The following is a 17335-nucleotide window of genomic DNA, read 5'->3' on the forward strand; positions in this document are numbered from 1 at the left end:
ATCCGGGGGTGGGTGCGAGCCGTAGGGTGACCCGCACCCACGATCCGGGGATCAGAATCCGTAGCTGTCGTTGGACTTGATGTTTTCGTCGATGTCCTTGGCGGCCTGGTCGAGGATCTTCTTCGGATCCCCGCCGGCCACGATGTCCTGCGTCGCCTTGGCGAACGTGGTGGTCAGGAACGGGTAGCCGGGCGTCGGCGGGCGCAGCACGGCGTACTTCTTGGACAGATCGAGGAAGAACCGCTTGGCGCCGCCGGGTTGCCAGCCCGGAGCGATCGCCGCCGCGGCCTCGGTTGCCGGGATGACGTTTTGCTTCTCCGCGAACATCGCGATGTACTTCTTGTCGAGCGAGAACCTGAGGTAGTCGAGCGCGCCGTCGGACTTGCTGCAGCTGGAGCTGATCGCCCACTGCCAGGAGCCGCCGCCGATCTTGGGGCCGGTGCCGAGGTCGGGCGGCGGCAGGATCACGCCGTCTTTGACCTTGCCGATGTTGCCGGCGTTCCAGATGCCTGACCAGACCATCGCCGACTTGCCGTTGACGAAGTCCGCGAACGCGTCCTGGCTCGACTTGGCCGGGGTGTATCCGTTCTTGACGAGGCTTTGTAGCCAGGCGCCCCAGGCGAGGGCCTTCGGGCCGTTGATGATGCCGTCCGAGGTCTTGTAGGTGTTGCGGTCGATCAGGTCGCCGCCGAAGCTCTGTAGGAAGGGTGAGTAGCCGTACGTCCACCACTCGGTGGTCGGGTCACCGGTGGCGAGGTCGAACACGTTCTTGTACTTGCCCGTCGCCTTGATCTTGGGTAGGGCGGCGTTGAACTGGTCGGCGGTCCACGGCTTGTCGATGGTGGCCACCGGCAGTCCGGCGGCGGTGAGGGCGTCCTTGTGGGCGAACAGGCCCAGGGCCGCGTCGTAGTAGCCGATGGAGTAGAGCTTGTCCTTCCACTTGCCGAGCGTGGTCGGCAGATTCTGGCTGGTCAGGTCGGACGGCAGGTTGAGCGGTGCCAGGTAGCCGGCGTAGGCCCAGTTGGGCACCGTGGGGGCGTCGGTGTCGAGGATGCACGGCAGTTTCTTCGCCGTCGCAGCCGCCGTCACGGCGTCGTTGTACGACGCCTGCGGGAACGCCTGCACGACGACCTTGAACTTGTTCTGGCTGGCGTTGTAGTCCTTGACGATCTGGTTGACCACCCCGAGTTCTTCCGGGTTTCCGGCGTTGTGTGTCCACAGTGTGATGTCGCCGCCGCCGCTGTTGCCGCCGCCGCTGCTGCCGCCGGAGTTGCTGACCGTGCCGCAGCCGGCCGCCAGCATCAGACCGGCGGTGGCAGCGGCCATGACGCGCGTCGTTCGGCGCCGATATTGCCGAATTCGCATGACATACCTCGATTTTGGGTAGCCCGCAGGCCCGCGCCGCATCAGCAGGACGGGCGGGTGATCGAAGGAGATGAAGGTGGGTCAGGCGCCGGACGGGGGCGCCACCGAGTCACGCCGGTACAGCTTGCCAAGAATCTTGGTTTGCTGAGGCGTGGTCGCGGGGTCGGTGATCTCTGCGATCAATTGCCGGACGGCCCAGGCGCCCATCTCGTGGTGCGGAAGCGACACCGTGGTCAGGCCCGGAAATTGGTTGTCCGCAAGGAGCTCCAGATTGTCGAACCCGATAATTGAGAGATCATCGGGAATGCGCAGCCTCAACTCGTGCGCGGCCTGGTAGACACCGACGGCCATGGTGTCCTTGTAGCAGAAGAGGGCGGTCGGGCGGTTCGACCGCTGCAGGATGTCCAGGGCGGCCCGATACCCGCCGCGTGAGGTCGGCGGCTCGACCGCCGTCCAAGCCGGATCCGGCACAATGCCGGCCTTGCGCAGCGTCGCGCGATAGGCCCGTCGGCGGAGCGGGGCGGCCCGGATGCGGTCGGTGCAGTCGACATAACCGATCCGCCGATGTCCGTGGTCGAGCAGTTCGGTGACGGCGAGCCGGACGCCGCCCTGCTCGTCGGGCACCACCGAGGACACCGTCGAGGTCTCGGCGACCGCGTTGACCAGCACAGTCGGAGTCTCGCCGAGCAACTCCGGCACGATGATGCTGCGGTGGTACATCGCCGCGTAGAGAACCCCATCTACCTGCTGCTGCAGCAGCGAAGTAAGTGCGGTCTCCTCCACCGCGGCGTCGCCGCTGGTATCGACCGCCATCAGGAGCCTGCACGTCGACAGGGCCGCCTCCTGAGCGCCGACGATCATATTGCCGGCGTACGGCGTTGTCGCGACGAAGTCGCTGACGAACCCGATCAGATGCGACCGCTGCAGGCGCAGCCCCCGAGCCATTCCGTTCGGCACGTACCCGAGGTCGTTGGCTGCCTTCCAGATCCGCTCGCGGGTCTGCGGATGGACACGCGCCGACTTGACGCGGTTGAGCACCACGGACACGGTCGAAACGGAGACCCCCGCGGCCGCTGCCACATCACTCATCCCGACCTTCGGCATGTCACCCCCCGGTGAAGTACTCCACGCCGGGACCGATGACCGTAGCCCGCCTGCCCGCCGATGGGCTGATGCGACGTGACCACCAGTACAGTACCGCCCGGCCAGACGCAACCCCGACCGGGTGATGGCATCCCGTGGCGGCGTTCCGGCCGCCGGTCCGAAGAGGCTCATCATTCCGCCAAATCGTTTTGGCAAGGCTTACAACCGAGACGGTCCCTCTGTTGTGTGGTGTGGGCAACACGCAAGTGTCCGTTGTTACCTAACCGTTACGTGCAGTTGCGCAAACGATTTGGCAAGGTGCAGAACCCGTCCCGGGGTTTGTATGCGTCGCATGCGGCTGCCGACCTGGCGAAACAGCAAGTTCCGCGGCGAGCCTTGTCGGTCCTTTTTGTACGAGCGATGGCCACCGGGCGCAGCCGGGCCGGACGACCACCGAAGGCCGCGCCTACCAGCTGCGAAAGCTCGCCGCCGGCAAGACTCCGATGGAAGCCATGCGCTGCCTGAAACGGCGACTGTCCGACCCGGCAGATGGTCACCGCCGCCAAACGGCAAAGGACGAGCCCGAGAGGACACGTAGGGGCGACTCAGGAATCCAGCGCGGCCGATGTGATCCCCATGATCGGCACTTCGGACCAGTCACTTCCCGGACCGCCGAGCGAAAGCTAGAACACCCTGATGATCAATACTCGACATAGAGGGGTGCCATGAGCGGATGCTGGTGTAGAAGATGTGGATGACGCCAGCGGACACTCCTCGGCGGCGAAGCCAGCCGTCGTTGAGTTGAGCGCGGCGTTCGGAGACGACCGTTCCTTGACGGAACGGATCGAACGGTTCGGGTTCCGCAGCGATCGCTGGCCGTTCTAGTACCGGAAGCGGCGCCGGGATGCTTGATGAGGCTTCCGCCGCGGCGGGCGCCGAAGCGTGGGATAGTCACCGGGCCACGCTCGCCCGGGCCGGTGCGCTGCATCCACGGCCTACGGCGGCGGGGGTCAGGTCGGGGCGGGAACGCCTTCAAGGACGACGACCGGAAACACCCGTTTGGTGTTCTGCTCGTAGGCCGAGGTGCCGTCGGAGACTTGGCGGTAGAGCCGTTCGCGCTCCTTGCCTGTCGTAACGATGACCCGGGCCCCGTAGGAGCCGTCGCCGAGTTCCACCGTCACTGCCGGGTTGGCTCGCAGGTTGTGGAACCAGGACGGATGCTTGGGCGCGCCGGCCTTGGACGCGACCACGAATACGCGGCCGCGGTCGTCGATGCCGAAACCGAGCGGCACGGTCGTTTGCCGTCCTGTCCGAGCTCCGGTGGTGGTCAACAGCAGGATCGGGAACGGCGGGCGGCTGACCGTGCCGTGATTGGCGCGGAACTCGCTGATGACACCCTGGTTGTAGGTCCGGAACTCGTCGTCGGATGGCACGGTGGGCACAGGTCCCTCCTCGGTTCTTACGATCTTCGGGGTGATCGGATCCCCGGCATCTCCGAGGATTGAGATCTCCGGGTGTAGACCGCCGAGGCGCCCGGAAGGAATCGCTCCGCCGGTGGCCTAGGGCATAACGCCAAGATCAAATGCCTTCAAGCAGTGAGGTCACATCGAGATGTGTGGATCAGGCTGGCGCCTGAGGCGTTGTGTGAATGTGGCGGCCCATGCCGTGATGTCATGATGTCGCACCTGCCTGCGCAGCGCGTTCATGCGGCGCTCCTGGTCGGCCGCGTCCATGCCGATCGCCTCGAGGATGGCGTTCTGCAGCGCGAGCCGGTCGTTGGGGTTGACCACGAGCGCCCCGTCGCGCAGTTCGGCGGCGGCGCCGGCGAACTCGCTGAGGACGAGTGCACCGTGGTTGTCGATGCGGCTGGCCACGAACTCCTTGGCCGTGAGGTTCATTCCGTCTCGCAGTGGTGTGGCGATCATGACGTCGGTAACTGTGTACATCGCGATGAGTTCGTCGTACGTCGGCTGCGCGACCAGGTAGTGTACGGCCGAACCCCCACGCCGGGGATGCTGTGCGTTCAGCCGGCCGACTGTCTGGTCGATGCGCGCGCGTAGGCCGGCGTAGGTGCCGATCCGCTCACGGGTCGGCGTGGCGATCTGCACGAGCACGGTGTCCTCCGGCCGCACGGTGCCGCTATCGAGAAGGTCCCCGTAGGCCCGCAGCCGTTCCTCGATTCCCTCGGTGTAGTCGAGGCGATCGACGCTCAGCAGCATCGTGCGGGGATTTCCGAGATCGGCCCGGATCCGTCGGGCCCCCCGCTGAATCAGGGCCGACTCGGCGAGCCGCTCGATCTCCGCCACGTTGGCAGAGATCGGGAAGTGGTCGACGATCACCCTCCGGTTGTCGGGGGTGGTGACGACGTCGCCGTTGGTGGTCAGCCCCAGCAGCGCCCGTACCGCTCGCAGGAAGTTCTCGGCCGATAGCGGCCGCTGGAACCCGACCAGGTCGGCACCGAGCATGCCGCGCAAGACCTCGGCCCGGACGGGCAACTGCTCAAAGATCTCCGGTGCGGGGAACGGGATGTGCAGGAAGTATCCGATGCGTACGTCCCGCCGCCGCTCGCGTACCATCGCCGGCACCAACTGTAGTTGGTAGTCGTGCACCCACACCGTGGCGCCGGGCTCAGCGGTCCGAACCACAGCCTCGGCGAACCGGCGGTTGACAGTGCGGTTGGCCTCGTCCCAGTCCGGGTTGAACTCGGGTCGCTCGACGTTGTAGTGGTACAGCGGCCAGATGCTGGAGTTGCTGAATCCGTTGTAGTGCCGGCTCTCATCCTCGCCCGTCGCCTGGACCGGCTCGAGCCTCATGCCGCGAAACACGGCGTTGGGCCGGACGGTGTCTGTACCGTTGGAGCCGATCCACACACCTTCCCGGCCGCGCAGCAGCTCACCGATGACGGATGAGGGCCCGACGATCGGTCGCTGCCAGGCCATCGTCGGCCCCTCATGCGTTGGGAGACGATAGGTGACCATCGCGAAGGGGTAGTGGCGGGCGGCCGGTTCAAGACCGTCATCGTTCAGTGGGGCACCTGCCAACGCCTGCCGTCCGGCCGGCGCGTTTTCCGCGAGTCGCGCCGCGATCCACAGCTCTCGGAACCAATGGACGTCGCCGCCCAGATACTCGACGACCTTTTGGACGTGATCCCATCCCGCGGCCTTCGGATTTTTGAACAGGCTGGCTATGGTTCCCCGGCTGGGGCCGTCCCTGGGGAAGAACAACCGGCGGGCAGCCGCGCCGACGTGGTGAATCGGCACTGCGCCGTTCGTTCTGACCAACCGATCTGGGGAGATCGGGGCGGTGGTCGAAGAACGATCGGCGGTGTCCTGGTCGATGAGCTCGTGGTCGAGCGGCCAGGCGACAGCGCGGTGTTGGGCGCGGGTGAGGCAGAGGTCGGCGGCAGTAGTCTGATGGGGCCGCCCCTGGCCCGGACGTGGAGGTCAAGCGATGCCATTCGACCAGCTGGCCGGTGTCCGTTTCGGGGTGGTCAACGAGACCGCGACGACGGGCCGCGCCTTCGTTGACCACGTCCACCGGATCGAGGACGCCGGCATCGACGTGTTTCTCGTCCGCGACCACCTGATGGCCGCCGCGTACGGACCGCAGTTCGCCCCGTTCCCGGTCCTCGCGGCTGCGGCGGCGGTCACCGAGCGGCTCCGGGTCGGCACGATGGTGCTGTCCAACGACTTCCGGCACCCGGCGCTGGTCGCGCACGAGGCGGTCAGCCTGCACCAGCTCAGCGGCGGCCGGTTCGAGCTGGGGCTGGGCGCGGGCTGGTTCCCGCCGGAGTTCGAGGCGGCCGGCATCGGCTTCGACGCGCCGGCCCGGCGGATCGACCGGCTGGAGGAGTCGTTGGCGATCGTGCGCGGGCTGTTCTCCGGGCGGCCGGTCGATCACGACGGTTCGGCGTACCGGATAAAGAGTCTGGATCTGGGAATCGTCCCTGTCGAATTCGGCTATCCACCGATCGTCGTCGGTGCCGGCGGCCCACGCATGCTGCGCGTCGCGGCACGAGTGGCCGACGTGGTCGGGATTCTGCCGGCGCCGATCCGTGGCGGCAAGGACAGCGACGACCCACGCGACCGCTCGCCAGAGGCCTTTGACCGCAAGCTCGCCGTGATCCGCGAGGCCGCCACCGGCCGCCCGACGCCGCCGGAGATCAGCACGTTCGTCACGGTGCGGATCGCGGACAACCGGCGGGAGGCCACTGAGCAGCTCATCCGGGAACGCGGCTGGGCCGGCGTCGACGTCGAGGCGGTGTGGGCGATGCCGACCATCTTCGTCGGGTCGGTCGGGCAAATCCGTGACGACCTACGTGCCCGACGCGAACGGTTCGGCCTGGCCTACCTGGTGTGCTCGGACAACGACGTGCCGACGCTGGCCCGGGTCCTGGCCTGACCGTACGGGACAGTCCCGCCGCACGGCTCGGTGTCACACCAGGCCTGGCCGTCCATCTCCAAGGTGACCGATCTGGTACGCCAAGCGTTGCGCGGGTGACCGGTTGTGTCACCGCGGGCGATTTGGTGCTACCGCTGGATGAGCGGTCCACGTCCCAGGCAGAGTGAGGTGATCGCCGATGCCGAATCCCGGACTTGCCCGTACCGGCACCGCTGTCGGTGGCGCCTTCACTACGTGGCTACAGGCGCCGGGTGCACGGCGGATACGAGGCCGGGTTCGGCCATTGCCGGCGGGTGGTACGCGGTTCGCGTTCTACGGCCGGATCTCGACGGCGCGGTTTCAGGATCCGGTGTCCTCGCGAGCGTGGCAGGTGGAGGCAGCGGGCCGGTTGGTCGCCGGACACGGCCGGGTGGTGGTCGAGTTCTTCGACACGGCGGCGTCGCGGAGTCTGCCGTGGCCGCGGCGGCCGGAGGCCTCGGCGCTACTGATAGCGGCTGCGAACCCAGAGCGCATGTTCGACGCCGTGGTGGTCGCCGAGTTCGAGCGGGCGTTCGCCGCCGGCCAGGCCCAGCCGGTGATCGCGCAGCTGAACGCCTACGGCGTGCAGGTGTGGCTGCCCGAGGCCCGAGGCCCGGTAGATCTGGCGGAGCCGGAGCATCGGGCGTTGCTGATGATGCCGGGTCACCAGTCGGAGCGGGAGGTGCTGCGGAATCGGTCGCGCACGACGGCGGCGATGGCGGCTCAGGTTCGTGAGCAGGGCCGGATGTTGGGTGGCCGGCCGCCGTACGGGCTATCAGCTGGTCGACGCCGGGCCGCACCCGAATCTGGTGCATGCGATGTGGGGCCGCAGGCAGCGACGCCTGGATGTTGATCCGGTGACCGCCCCGCACGTGCGGTGGATCTTCGCCCGTCGGCTGGAAGGCTGCAGTCAGGCGGCGATCGCGCGGATGCTAAACGAGCGGCGGGTGCCCTCACCGGGGGCTTATGACCGGATCCGGAACCCGCACCGGCAGCAGACGGTCTGGACGTTGCGGACGGTGGAGGCGCTGTTGGCGAATCCTCGCTATACCGGCCGGCAGGTGTGGAACCGGCAGTACACCGATCATCGAGAGGCGGTGCCGGGGGACAGGCGGTCGAGTCTGGGCCCGGTGCGGGTGTGGAGCGACCGCAGCGACTGGGTCGTCTCCCGCGAGTACACGCATCCGGCGTTGGTCACCGATGAGGATTTCGCCGTGGCGCAGCGGATCACGGCGATCGGCCTGCCGGACGATGGCAACGCTCGTCGGTATGCGCTGACCGGGGTGTTGGTCTGTGCGGTGTGCGGGCGCCGGCTGGACGGTCATTGGGTACACGGCAATCCGGGGTATCGGTGCCGTCACGGCAGCACCTCGGCGCATCGAGCGGGTGACGGCCCGAAGTGGGTGTACTTGGTCGCAGGTCCGGCTGTTCCGGCAACTTCGTGATGCTCACCGCGATATCGCTCTCCTGGGCGCCGCCGAAGACCTGGCGGCGTACCTGAGAGCCGGCGACCTGGTCGTCGTCTGCGGCCCGGGCGTCTTGATGATCGAGGCCGCGGCGCATGTCGACGACGAGTCCGAACCTGACGTGGACGAGCCGGAAAACGAACGCTTGCAGCAGGTGCCATCGGCCCCTAGGGACTCTGGGGAGTACCGGCCGGTCAACCAAGAAAGCGACGCGTTTGCCGCGGCAAGCCGGAAAAGCAAAACCCCCGCCGGGATCACATGAAACGTGAATGACCCGTGGGGGTTAACGTGTCCGGAGGGGGACTTGAACCCCCACTTGTAACACTCATGCCCTGCATGAGTGTTCATGCACGTATTTTACCTGGTCAGCGCCTCGGAGGAAAGCCGGATCAGCCCTGAGGGGGATGCGTCCGTTTGGATCGTCGCTCGCGGCTGAGGTCGGCTGCTGAGGAAGCTCGTCCGAGGGCTCGAGGAACTCCTAGGGCGACGACCGGCCGCAACCATGCTGAGCGCGACGGTCCGCCGAATCTCTACGGCGCTACATGTTCAATGAGGTCGGTTCGATGGTGTCGAGTGAGGTCGTCATGCCCCCATCCTCGGTCTCCCGGGGCCCATCGCGTCTATGGTGCCTCAGCCGGTCACACCCCGTGAGTCGAAGCCCGGCGGCCACTTGGTGGTGTGGTCGACGATCGAATTCCGTAGCCGCACGAGCATGAGCGGTTTCGGCGGCGCCTCGCCCGGCTCCGCCGTTGGGGTGGACAGCTCGAACGAGGCACGACGCAGGTCGGCGCGGGGGAATATGGAGTATTCCATCTTGACGCATATAAACGTCGACGCGCGTAAGTCAGAGTTACTGAAGTCGGCGATTCCAAGATCGCCATTGACGCATCCGTCCAAGCCAAACCTGCCGCCGATTACGGCTCCGCGGAGGTCGAGAGAGCTGAGATTGACGCTCGGATCTCCGACGGCCGCGCCCCGGTAACTAAGTACATCGAGGACCGCTTGGGTGTCCGGCGCTCGAGCTCGCAGCGACCCTGGCTCGATCCGGGCGGCCGGTGGCCGGCGCACGGGACTGCGCCGATGCAGGTACGCAGCTAGCACCTCGGTACCGGCGATTCGGTTTTCCGAAGCCTCGGCCATCACTTGACCGATGCCGTATATGCCACCGAGCCGAACTTCGAGACGGTTGTCGCCGAGCTGTTGAATCGCTTGGGTGAAGCGTTCGTTGGCTTGGCTCCGTACGGTTAGTTCCCTTGCCAGTTGGGCCTGCCGATTGGTTTCCTGAACTTGCTCGAATGCAACGACAGCGCCGGCGAGGACAGCCAGAGCCGTCACGGTCTGGATTGCAGTGTTACGGACCTCGTTTTGGAGCTTCAGACGTGCGTCGACGAACTCCAGCCGGTCACGGAAATCGAGCAGCTGCACCTCGGCGGGTTCTACCTCCGGCGCGATGCGTGCCGGCGCCACGAAAACCCAGGCGGCCGCCGCTGTCGCCATCAAGGCGACGCCGTAGATGATCAGCCCCACGACCCAGTGTCCGACTAGGGCGGCGAGAGTGGCGGCGGTGGTCGCTAGCAGCCATATCCACAAACGACGTCCCGCCAGTCGGTTGTAAAGTGGCAAACTGATCAAGCCGACCGATGCCATGAAGAACATTGCGATGGCGTTGAATCGCGCCAGGCCCGATAGATCCTTGCCAGTCTGATGGACGAGTAATGGGTTGATTCTTGGCACCGTGGCCACCAAAGCTAGAACTAGGAGAATCACGCCAAACGTCACGGCCACGGACGTGGGATCTGATCCGGGCCGACGGTTACCTCTGTTCATGCCGGCTCCACAAGTAGCGAATCATAAATGTTCAATTGAACCATCGACGGCTCGCATCGACTGTCGGCTGCCTTTCAGTGAATGCATCGGATTTCCGATGCCGATGCTCAGCCAAGGCCTCAACGCGGCCGCGGGTGAGTTGGAAGGTGTTCAGATGTGGGTCGGACGGCGTGTCCGGCTCGACGGTCGGCACCGCCCGGTAGACCGGTGTGGTTCATGAACGCCGGTATCCGTCTGACCTGACCGACGCCCATTGACATCGTCGAACCGATGCTGCCGCTGCCCAAGTGAATGGGCCGGCCGTTCAAGCATGATCGCCGACATCGTCGATGCGATCCTGTACATGATCCGCACCGGCTGCGCGTGGCGGTATCTGCTGGTCGACTGCCCGCCCTCGCACCCTGTCTACGGCCACTTCAAACAGTTCAACGAGCGTGGCACCACCGAGCGGATCCTCGACGAGCTAGGCGAGCTGGTCCGCCACGCCAAGGGCCGCGACCCGCAGTCGAGCGCCGGGGTCATCGACTCGCAGTCGGTCAAGGGCGCGGACACCGTCGGCGCCGACACACGCGGCTACGACGCGGGAAATCAGATCAACGGCCGCAAGCGGTTCATCGTCACCGACACCCTCGGCCTGCTGGTCGTGGTCTGCGTGGTGGCCGCCTCCTGGCAGGACCGCGACGCGCGGCAAACCCACCCTGCTTAGCTTCTATCTACGCTCGCCGATCCTGCACGTGTTCGCCGCTCAGGGCTTCGCTGGCCGGCTGGTCGACTGGGCTGGCGAATACCCGCGCACAAGCGTGGAGATCGTCGGCAAGCCGGCCGAGCAGCGCGGTGATCAGGGCGCGAATTTCCGACGGAGTGACCTCATCGATCCGGCGGGTACCCCAGCGCTCGACAAACCGGTCCCAGTACGTTCCGTAGGCCCGCAGGAGGCTGGCCGAAGTGGACGCGGCGATCACCGGTACATAGTCGGCGAACGTCGGCGGCGCCGGACGCGCCGCCACCCCTGCGACCAGATCGAGCGGCGAAATACCCGTCCGCTGCAGCAGCAGCCGGGCGGCCTCGAGCCCGGCCTCGTCGATCGCCGGATCAGCCATCGATACCTGCCCCGAGCGCCTCCGCGTGGACCCGGTCGACCACCGCCTCCCGCGCAGCCGGCGGATGCACCACCAGGAGGTCACCCTCGGGATAGGCGGCCAGCAGCACCCGGTCACCCGTCGAAACCTCGCACCACCGCGGAGCCGCCACGGGAAGACGAAGGAAACCCTGGGCCGTCACCCGGAAAATGCCCCGATCGTCGCGGAAGACGGCGATCAGACCCCGGCTCACACGGATATCAAGCCGCCCACCGGGCACCCAGCCGAGCGCCGCCATGATCACCCGATCGGCGACCCGACCGCCGGCATCGAGCGTGCTGAACCCATAGACCGCCGAGCCGGCTCGCTTGTCGGACAAGGCCATCAGCGGCAGCGGCGGCCGTGCGGAGAACGGCGCCGCCGAGTTTCGCGGTTGGCGCGCAGCGCGGTCGGCGAGAACCACCGGTGGCACGACCGTCGGGAGGGAAACGTCGCTCACGGCACCCACCACCAGCCAGCACCGACCGGTTTTGAACATGCCCTAGAGGACTGATCTGCGTGGTCAGAGACGCCTGACCACCGGTACGCCGTTTGACGCACGAATGCTACAAGTTTGTGTCCGGAGGGGGACTTGAACCCCCACGCCCGATAAAGGGCACTAGCACCTCAAGCTAGCGCGTCTGCCATTCCGCCACCCGGACCTGCACTGACAGCTTACCGGTCCCCTCGCTGGGCTCCCACCCAGTATCGGTGCGCCCGGTCAGCCGCACAGGAGAGAACTGTACATGGCCCTCCGCGGCCCCCGCAGCAGGGGTGGGGGGTTGGACATTTCCGGGCATAACCTCCGGCGGTTGGCGTTCGTGGGGTGGGGCGGGGCAGCATGGCGGGCGTGTCGCAACCATCCCCACTTACCCCTGCTCGGCAGCGGGCGCAGAGTCTGGCCGACTCCGGTGATCTGACCGGGGCCATCGCGCTGCTGGAGAGGGCCGTTGAGCTGGGGAAAGTCAATCTGGCCGAGGATGATCCAGATGTGCTGCGGACGGCCCTTCAGCTGGGCGGGCTGCTGCGGCGGGCCGACGATCCCTCCGGGGCGCGCCGGGTGCTCGAGAACGCCTACGCGGCGGGGTTGTGGCGGCTGGGCGACTCGGACGCGCTGATGCTGGAGATCTCGCACGACATCGGCGCGGTGGCCGAGGAGCTGGGCAACCGGCTCGAGGCGCGCAAGGCTTTCAGCCGGGTGGCGCAGCTCGGGCCGGCCACGCTGGGTGCGGGGCATCCGGCGGTCACGGAGGCGCGGGCTTATCTGGGGCAAGAGCAGATTGCGCCGGTACGCCCACCCGACCCGGCTCCTGCCAGCGAGGAACACCCGACTCAGGCCGTCCGGCAGCCCGGTGCGCCGCCGGCGGTTTCCTCGGATGAGCCGACGACGGCGTTCACGGCCATCCCGCGGCAGGCGACTCCGGAGCCGGTGGTCGACGAGCCGACGGCGAGTTTCGCGGCCGAGCCGGCGAGGGCGGGGCAGGGCGAGCTCGTGCGGCCTCCCGCGACGGGCAACCAGCAGGTCTGGTCCCAGCCGCCGCCGGTTTGGGGGAATCAGCCGCCGGGGCAGGCCGGGGAGCCCGGCGAGGCCTGGGGCGGCCATCAGGGGGCGGCGCCGGGCTGGGGCGGCCCTGAGGCGGGCGGCCCTCAGCCGGGCGGACCACAAGCTACGGTGCCGGGCTGGGGCATGCCTCAGGAAACTGCCCCGCCATGGGGACAACCGGCGATGGCGGGTTATCCACAGCCGTACTCGCAAAAGTTGGAAACGGGCTCCGAGGCGTACGGGCAGAAGCGGGGTTTGGGGGTCTTTGCGGCTATCGCCGCGGTGCTTGCCGCATTGATCGCGGTGGCCGCGCTGGTCTTCGTGCTTGCCAATCGCGCGGGTGACAAAAGCGGCTCGGATGTGCCAACTCTCGCGGGGGATCCGCCCGGCAATGTGCGGATAAAGGACGCCGGTACGGCCATCACCGTGACGTGGTCGGACCCGGCCGGCGGGAAGGTGTCGTTCCTGGTCGCGATGGCGCACCCGGGGGAGCAGCTGAAGCCGGTGAGCACGCTCGGACCTGGGAAGACCATCTATGAGATCACCGGTCTCAGCGCGAAGCTGAACTACTGTTTCGCGGTGGTGGCGGTGTACCGGGACGACAAGTTCGCGACCTCGCAGCAGGCGTGCACGAACCGTCCGACGTCGACCAAGTGATGATCACGCTCCGCGTCCGGAGTTATCCACAACCGTGACTTCCGGGTATCGACGCCGACCGCGCTCCCCCTATGATGGCCCACGTCCTTGCGGAGGGCGTCCGTCAAACGGGAGGAACGCGGCCAGTGACCAGCGCAGACAGCGTCACGAACGAGGCGACCGCGCCACGACGTCGGTGGCGTAGTCGCGGCTATCTCGTCACGATGGCGACCGTTCTGGTGCTCGCGGGCGGGCTCGGCCTGACCGTGCTCGGGCTGGGCGCGGCCGACCAGGCGGTGGCCAGCTTCGACGCGGCCTCGTGGGTGTTCAGCCGCTCCAAAGGGGAGGTCGCCCGGATCAACGGGGTGACCGCCAAGGTGGACACCCGGGTCGACGTGCCGACCGTGCGCGGGCATCGGCTCGAGGTGAGCCAGACCGACCGGTTCGTGATCCTGCGGGACGTCAACACCGGCCAGATCGGCTCGATGGATCTGACCACTTTGCAGCAGTTCTGGAGCAACTCCTCGGCGCCGGGCCTGGGGGTGCGGGTCGCGCTGCAGGACGACTCCGCGTTCGTGGTCGACACCGTCCAGGGGCGGGTGCAGCAGCTCGATCCGCGGTCGCTCGGGCCGATCGGGCAGGAACTGCGGTTCCCGCCGGGCATCACGGGCGGTGTGTTCGACGGCAAGGGGCGCCTGTGGGTGGCGGCGCCGAGCGAGGGCACGGTGACGGCGATCGCGCCGGCGGTGCTGTCGTCGCAGGGGCCGGGCGGCGCGGCGGGCGGCCCGCGGATCGTGCGCACCGAGGCGGTCGCGGCCGCCAGCCACGACCTGGTGGTGACCACGCTGGAGGACGGCGTGGCGGTGCTCGACCGTACGACCAATGCGCTCGCCACCATCCACGGTGACCGGGCGACGTCGACGGTGACCCTGCCGCTGGTGGGGCCGGGCACGGTGCCGGCGCACACCGACGGGCGCTCGGTGCCGGTGACGGTGACCGACTCGCGGCACGTCTACGTCGTCGGCGACCAGGGCACGCACACCGACTTCACGGTTCCGGGCAGCGGCACCGAGATGCAGCCGGCGGTCGCCTGGCAGGGCTTCTTCTACGTGGCCGACACCGATTCCGGCGCGGTGCACGTCTTCGACGCGGCGGGCAAGGCGCAGAAGGACATCACGTTCGACAATCCGGGCGGGCCGCTCGAGCTCGAGGTGCGCGAGGGCTATCTGTTCATCAACGCGCCGGGCTCGTCGACGGCGCGGGTGGTGGACGACGCGCACACGGTGCGGGTGGTCGACAAGTACGCCGACGACGTGCTCGGTGGTGACCCGCCGCAGAAGCCCAAGACGCCGGATACGCCTCCGCCGCCGAAGCCGAAGAAGCCCGTGGTCTCCAAGCCGGGCGCGCCGCGCAACGTGCGGGCGGCGGCGGGCAACGCCGAGGCCCGGGTGACCTGGCAGGCCGCTCAGAGCAACGGGGCGCCGATCACGCGGTACGTGGTCGAGGGCGCCGGCCGGACCTTCCCGGTCGGTGCCGACCAGCGGTCGCTGACCGTGACCGGGCTGACTAACGGCGAGTCGTACCAGTTCGCCGTGCATGCCGTGAACCGCAAGGGCGACGGGCCGTCCCGGACGAGCAACACGATCGTGCCGACCTCCGAGGTGCCGGACGCGCCGACCGCGGTGACGGCCGAGGCCAAGCCGGACGGGACCGTGGTGGTGAGCTGGCCCGCGGCCAACGGGCAAGGGCTGGCGATCAAGCGGTACACGGTGACGGCGATCTCCGAGGGCGGCAGCGCGCCGATCGGGGACGCCACCGAGACGTCGCTGACGATCCCGGCGGGCACGCTGGAGTACGGCAAGCAGTACGCGTTCACGGTCGTGTCGGTCAACGAGCGGGGCGCGGGGTCGAAGGCGTCGCCGGTCAGCGACAGCGTCGTGCCGTTCACCGCGCCGGGCCGGCCCGAGGGCGTCGAGGCGTCCACGGTGGGCAGCCAGGCCGGTGCGATCCAGGTGACCTGGCAGGCGCCGGCCGACAACGGACGGCCGATCAGCAAGTACGTGGTGACGGCCGGCGACAAGTCGGCCGAGGTGACCGGCGGGACGGCCACGACGCTGACCGGGTTCGGGAACGGCGCCACGGTCGCGGTCGAGGTCAAGGCGGTCAACGAGGCCGGGGAGAGTGCCGCCGGCACGGCCACGGCCAAGACGCTGTCCGAGCCGAAGATCACGGTCACCGGCTCGAACCCGACGGCGACCGCGGTGACGGTCTCGTTCACGGTCGATGCCGGTGGCGGCACGGCGACCTGTTCGATCGCGGCGTCGGGAGCGGGCTCCAAGTCGGGCAGCTGCTCCTCGCTGGCGGTCGACGGGCTGACGGCGGGGACCGCGTACACGTTCACGATCACCGCCAAGAACGCGGCCGGCGAGGCGACGGCGACCGCCAAGGCGACGACCGACACGCTTGTCGGCACGGCGACCTGCAACAACGGGCAGAAGGGCGACACCGCGACCTACTGCGACGCCGACGTGTCCGGGCGCAACGGCAACGAGATCTTCAGCGTCACCAGGCAGGAGAACGCCAAGCAGGTCGGCTGGGCCAAACCGGGGACGAGGCTCACGGCGTACTGCAAGAAGACCGGCGACGAGGTGTACGCGTACATCTACAACAACGACAAACGCAGCACCTGGTGGGTCCAGGTCAACTACAGCGGCAAGAACTACATCCCGTGGGCGTGGCTCAACCTCGACGGCGGGGACGACATCAACGCCCTACCGACCTGCTGAGGAACGCCCGCGTGCACACCGAACCCCTCCCGCCGCAGCACATTCAGGGCTTCGCCCAGGTCGCGGCGGCGCTGGCCGACCGGATCGGCGCGGTGGTGCTGGGCAAGCCGGACGTGGTCCGGCTCGCGCTGACCGCCCTGTTCGCGCAGGGGCACGTCCTGCTCGAGGACGTGCCCGGCGTGGGCAAGACGACGCTGGCCCGGGCGCTCGCCGCGTCGATCCAGGGGCAGTGGCGGCGCATCCAGTTCACACCCGACCTGCTGCCGTCCGACGTGTCCGGCGTGACGATCTTCAATCAGGCCAGCCGCGGCTTCGAGTTCCACCCGGGGCCGGTCTTCGCCAACATCGTGATCGCCGACGAGATCAACCGGGCGTCGCCGAAGACGCAGTCGGCGCTGCTGGAGGTGATGGAGGAGCGGCGGGTGACCGTCGACGGCGTCCCGCATCCGGTGCCGCAGCCGTTCCTGGTGGTGGCCACCCAGAACCCGGTCGAGATGGACGGGACGTACCGGCTGCCGGAGGCGCAGCTCGACCGGTTCCTGGTGAAGCTGTCGGTCGGCTACCCGAGCGAGGAGGTGGAGATCGAGGTGCTGCGCGGCGCCGCGATGCGCTCACCGGACGCGCTCGAGCCGGTGACCGACACGGCGACCGTCGGCGAGATGGTGCGGATGGCCATGCACGTGCACATCGCGGATCCGCTGTACGGGTACGCGGTGCGGCTGGCGGCGGCGACCCGCAATCATCCGCAGGTGCGGGTCGGGGTGAGCCCGCGCGGGGTGATCGCGCTGACCCGGGCGGCCGGGGCGTTCGCGCTGATCAACGGGCGGGGGTACGTGCTGCCGGAGGACTTCAAGGAGCTGATCGGGCCGGTGTTCGCGCACCGCGTGCTGCTGTCGGCCGACGCGCAGCTGCGCGGGGTGACGGCGGACGAGGTGCTGGCGGACGCGGTCCGCTCGGTGCCGGTGCCGCTGCCCGACGGCCACCGCGTCGCGGCCGGAGCGTGACCGGGCGCGCCGCCGAGCCACCGCCGAGGGCCGGCACCACCGGGCCGCTGTCGAAGGCCGGCACCACCGAGCCGCCGTCGCCGGCCGG

At 68.2% G+C, this 17335-nt stretch carries 15 protein-coding genes and 1 tRNA gene; 8 read left to right on the plus strand and 8 right to left on the minus strand.

Annotation, left to right across the window (positions count from 1 at the left end; genetic code table 11):
* Positions 1–51: 51 nt before the first annotated feature.
* The 4 genes from ACQP2F_RS17975 to ACQP2F_RS17990 form a co-directional block, all read right to left on the minus strand.
* Positions 52–1326, minus strand: coding sequence for an extracellular solute-binding protein (locus ACQP2F_RS17975; RefSeq protein ID WP_433305405.1), 1275 nt, complete (start codon positions 1324–1326; stop codon positions 52–54).
* A gap of 120 nt (positions 1327–1446) precedes the next feature.
* The gene (locus tag ACQP2F_RS17980) at positions 1447–2469 is read right to left on the minus strand and encodes a LacI family DNA-binding transcriptional regulator (RefSeq protein WP_433305407.1); all 1023 of its coding nucleotides are present in this window, start codon (positions 2467–2469) and stop codon (positions 1447–1449) included.
* 989 nt (positions 2470–3458) lie between these two features.
* Positions 3459–3890, minus strand: a complete 432-nt coding sequence (locus ACQP2F_RS17985; protein WP_433305409.1) for a nitroreductase/quinone reductase family protein — start codon at positions 3888–3890, stop codon at positions 3459–3461.
* A 159-nt stretch (positions 3891–4049) separates the two neighbouring features.
* Positions 4050–5426: an alpha,alpha-trehalose-phosphate synthase (UDP-forming) gene (locus tag ACQP2F_RS17990; protein ID WP_433307550.1), complete on the minus strand. Its 1377-nt coding sequence runs from the start codon at positions 5424–5426 to the stop codon at positions 4050–4052.
* Positions 5427–5898: 472 nt separating this feature from the next.
* Here ACQP2F_RS17990 and ACQP2F_RS17995 point away from each other — a divergent pair, with 472 nt between their 5' ends.
* The 4 genes from ACQP2F_RS17995 (at position 5899) to ACQP2F_RS18010 (ending at position 8595) form a co-directional block, all read left to right on the plus strand.
* Positions 5899–6849, plus strand: coding sequence for a TIGR03621 family F420-dependent LLM class oxidoreductase (locus ACQP2F_RS17995; RefSeq protein WP_433305411.1), 951 nt, complete (start codon positions 5899–5901; stop codon positions 6847–6849).
* Positions 6850–7027: 178 nt separating this feature from the next.
* Positions 7028–7720 (plus strand): recombinase family protein, encoded by a 693-nt coding sequence (locus tag ACQP2F_RS18000; protein ID WP_433305413.1) that lies wholly within the window; start codon positions 7028–7030, stop codon positions 7718–7720.
* A 4-nt stretch (positions 7721–7724) separates the two neighbouring features.
* Positions 7725–8312: a recombinase family protein gene (locus tag ACQP2F_RS18005; RefSeq protein ID WP_433305415.1), complete on the plus strand. Its 588-nt coding sequence runs from the start codon at positions 7725–7727 to the stop codon at positions 8310–8312.
* A 97-nt stretch (positions 8313–8409) separates the two neighbouring features.
* Positions 8410–8595: a hypothetical protein gene (locus tag ACQP2F_RS18010; protein ID WP_433305417.1), complete on the plus strand. Its 186-nt coding sequence runs from the start codon at positions 8410–8412 to the stop codon at positions 8593–8595.
* 368 nt (positions 8596–8963) lie between these two features.
* Here the strand turns inward: ACQP2F_RS18010 and ACQP2F_RS18015 are convergent, their stop codons facing one another.
* Positions 8964–10118 (minus strand): hypothetical protein, encoded by a 1155-nt coding sequence (locus tag ACQP2F_RS18015; protein WP_433305419.1) that lies wholly within the window; start codon positions 10116–10118, stop codon positions 8964–8966.
* A 352-nt stretch (positions 10119–10470) separates the two neighbouring features.
* Between ACQP2F_RS18015 and ACQP2F_RS18020 the strand changes: the two genes are divergently transcribed.
* Complete coding sequence (locus ACQP2F_RS18020; RefSeq protein WP_433305421.1) at positions 10471–10866, plus strand: transposase; 396 nt, start codon at positions 10471–10473, stop codon at positions 10864–10866.
* A gap of 7 nt (positions 10867–10873) precedes the next feature.
* Here ACQP2F_RS18020 and ACQP2F_RS18025 read toward each other — a convergent pair whose 3' ends face one another.
* The 3 genes from ACQP2F_RS18025 to ACQP2F_RS18035 form a co-directional block, all read right to left on the minus strand.
* Entirely contained in the window at positions 10874–11260 is a 387-nt protein-coding gene (locus tag ACQP2F_RS18025) for a hypothetical protein (RefSeq protein ID WP_433305423.1), read from the minus strand.
* A complete protein-coding gene (locus tag ACQP2F_RS18030; protein WP_433305425.1) occupies positions 11253–11738 on the minus strand; it encodes a hypothetical protein in 486 nt (161 codons plus the stop codon). The genes ACQP2F_RS18025 and ACQP2F_RS18030 overlap by 8 nt, the downstream gene beginning before the upstream one ends.
* Positions 11739–11855: 117 nt before the next feature.
* A tRNA-Leu gene (locus ACQP2F_RS18035) sits at positions 11856–11940 on the minus strand.
* 188 nt (positions 11941–12128) lie between these two features.
* Between ACQP2F_RS18035 and ACQP2F_RS18040 the strand changes: the two genes are divergently transcribed.
* From ACQP2F_RS18040 to ACQP2F_RS18050, 3 genes are all read left to right on the plus strand, one after another.
* Positions 12129–13478, plus strand: coding sequence for a tetratricopeptide repeat protein (locus tag ACQP2F_RS18040; protein WP_433305427.1), 1350 nt, complete (start codon positions 12129–12131; stop codon positions 13476–13478).
* Between the two features lie 203 nt (positions 13479–13681).
* Entirely contained in the window at positions 13682–16243 is a 2562-nt protein-coding gene (locus ACQP2F_RS18045; protein ID WP_433305429.1) for a fibronectin type III domain-containing protein, read from the plus strand.
* An 11-nt stretch (positions 16244–16254) separates the two neighbouring features.
* Entirely contained in the window at positions 16255–17247 is a 993-nt protein-coding gene (locus ACQP2F_RS18050) for an AAA family ATPase (RefSeq protein WP_433305431.1), read from the plus strand.
* The last annotated feature ends 88 nt before the right edge of the window (positions 17248–17335 follow it).

This window comes from Actinoplanes sp. CA-030573, assembly GCF_050951115.1.
Classification (GTDB): Bacteria; Actinomycetota; Actinomycetes; order Mycobacteriales; family Micromonosporaceae; genus Actinoplanes.

Coding starts and splice junctions, on each gene's coding strand:
- ACQP2F_RS17980 (WP_433305407.1), bottom strand. CDS start 2,469: ATGCCGAAGGTCGGGATGAGTGATGTGGCAGCGGCCGCGGGGGTCTCC.
- ACQP2F_RS18000 (WP_433305413.1), top strand. CDS start 7,028: ATGCCGAATCCCGGACTTGCCCGTACCGGCACCGCTGTCGGTGGCGCC.
- ACQP2F_RS17995 (WP_433305411.1), top strand. CDS start 5,899: ATGCCATTCGACCAGCTGGCCGGTGTCCGTTTCGGGGTGGTCAACGAG.
- ACQP2F_RS17990 (WP_433307550.1), bottom strand. CDS start 5,426: ATGGTCACCTATCGTCTCCCAACGCATGAGGGGCCGACGATGGCCTGG.
- ACQP2F_RS18020 (WP_433305421.1), top strand. CDS start 10,471: ATGATCGCCGACATCGTCGATGCGATCCTGTACATGATCCGCACCGGC.
- ACQP2F_RS17975 (WP_433305405.1), bottom strand. CDS start 1,326: ATGGCCGCTGCCACCGCCGGTCTGATGCTGGCGGCCGGCTGCGGCACG.
- ACQP2F_RS18010 (WP_433305417.1), top strand. CDS start 8,410: ATGATCGAGGCCGCGGCGCATGTCGACGACGAGTCCGAACCTGACGTG.
- ACQP2F_RS18025 (WP_433305423.1), bottom strand. CDS start 11,260: ATGGCTGATCCGGCGATCGACGAGGCCGGGCTCGAGGCCGCCCGGCTG.
- ACQP2F_RS18045 (WP_433305429.1), top strand. CDS start 13,682: ATGGCGACCGTTCTGGTGCTCGCGGGCGGGCTCGGCCTGACCGTGCTC.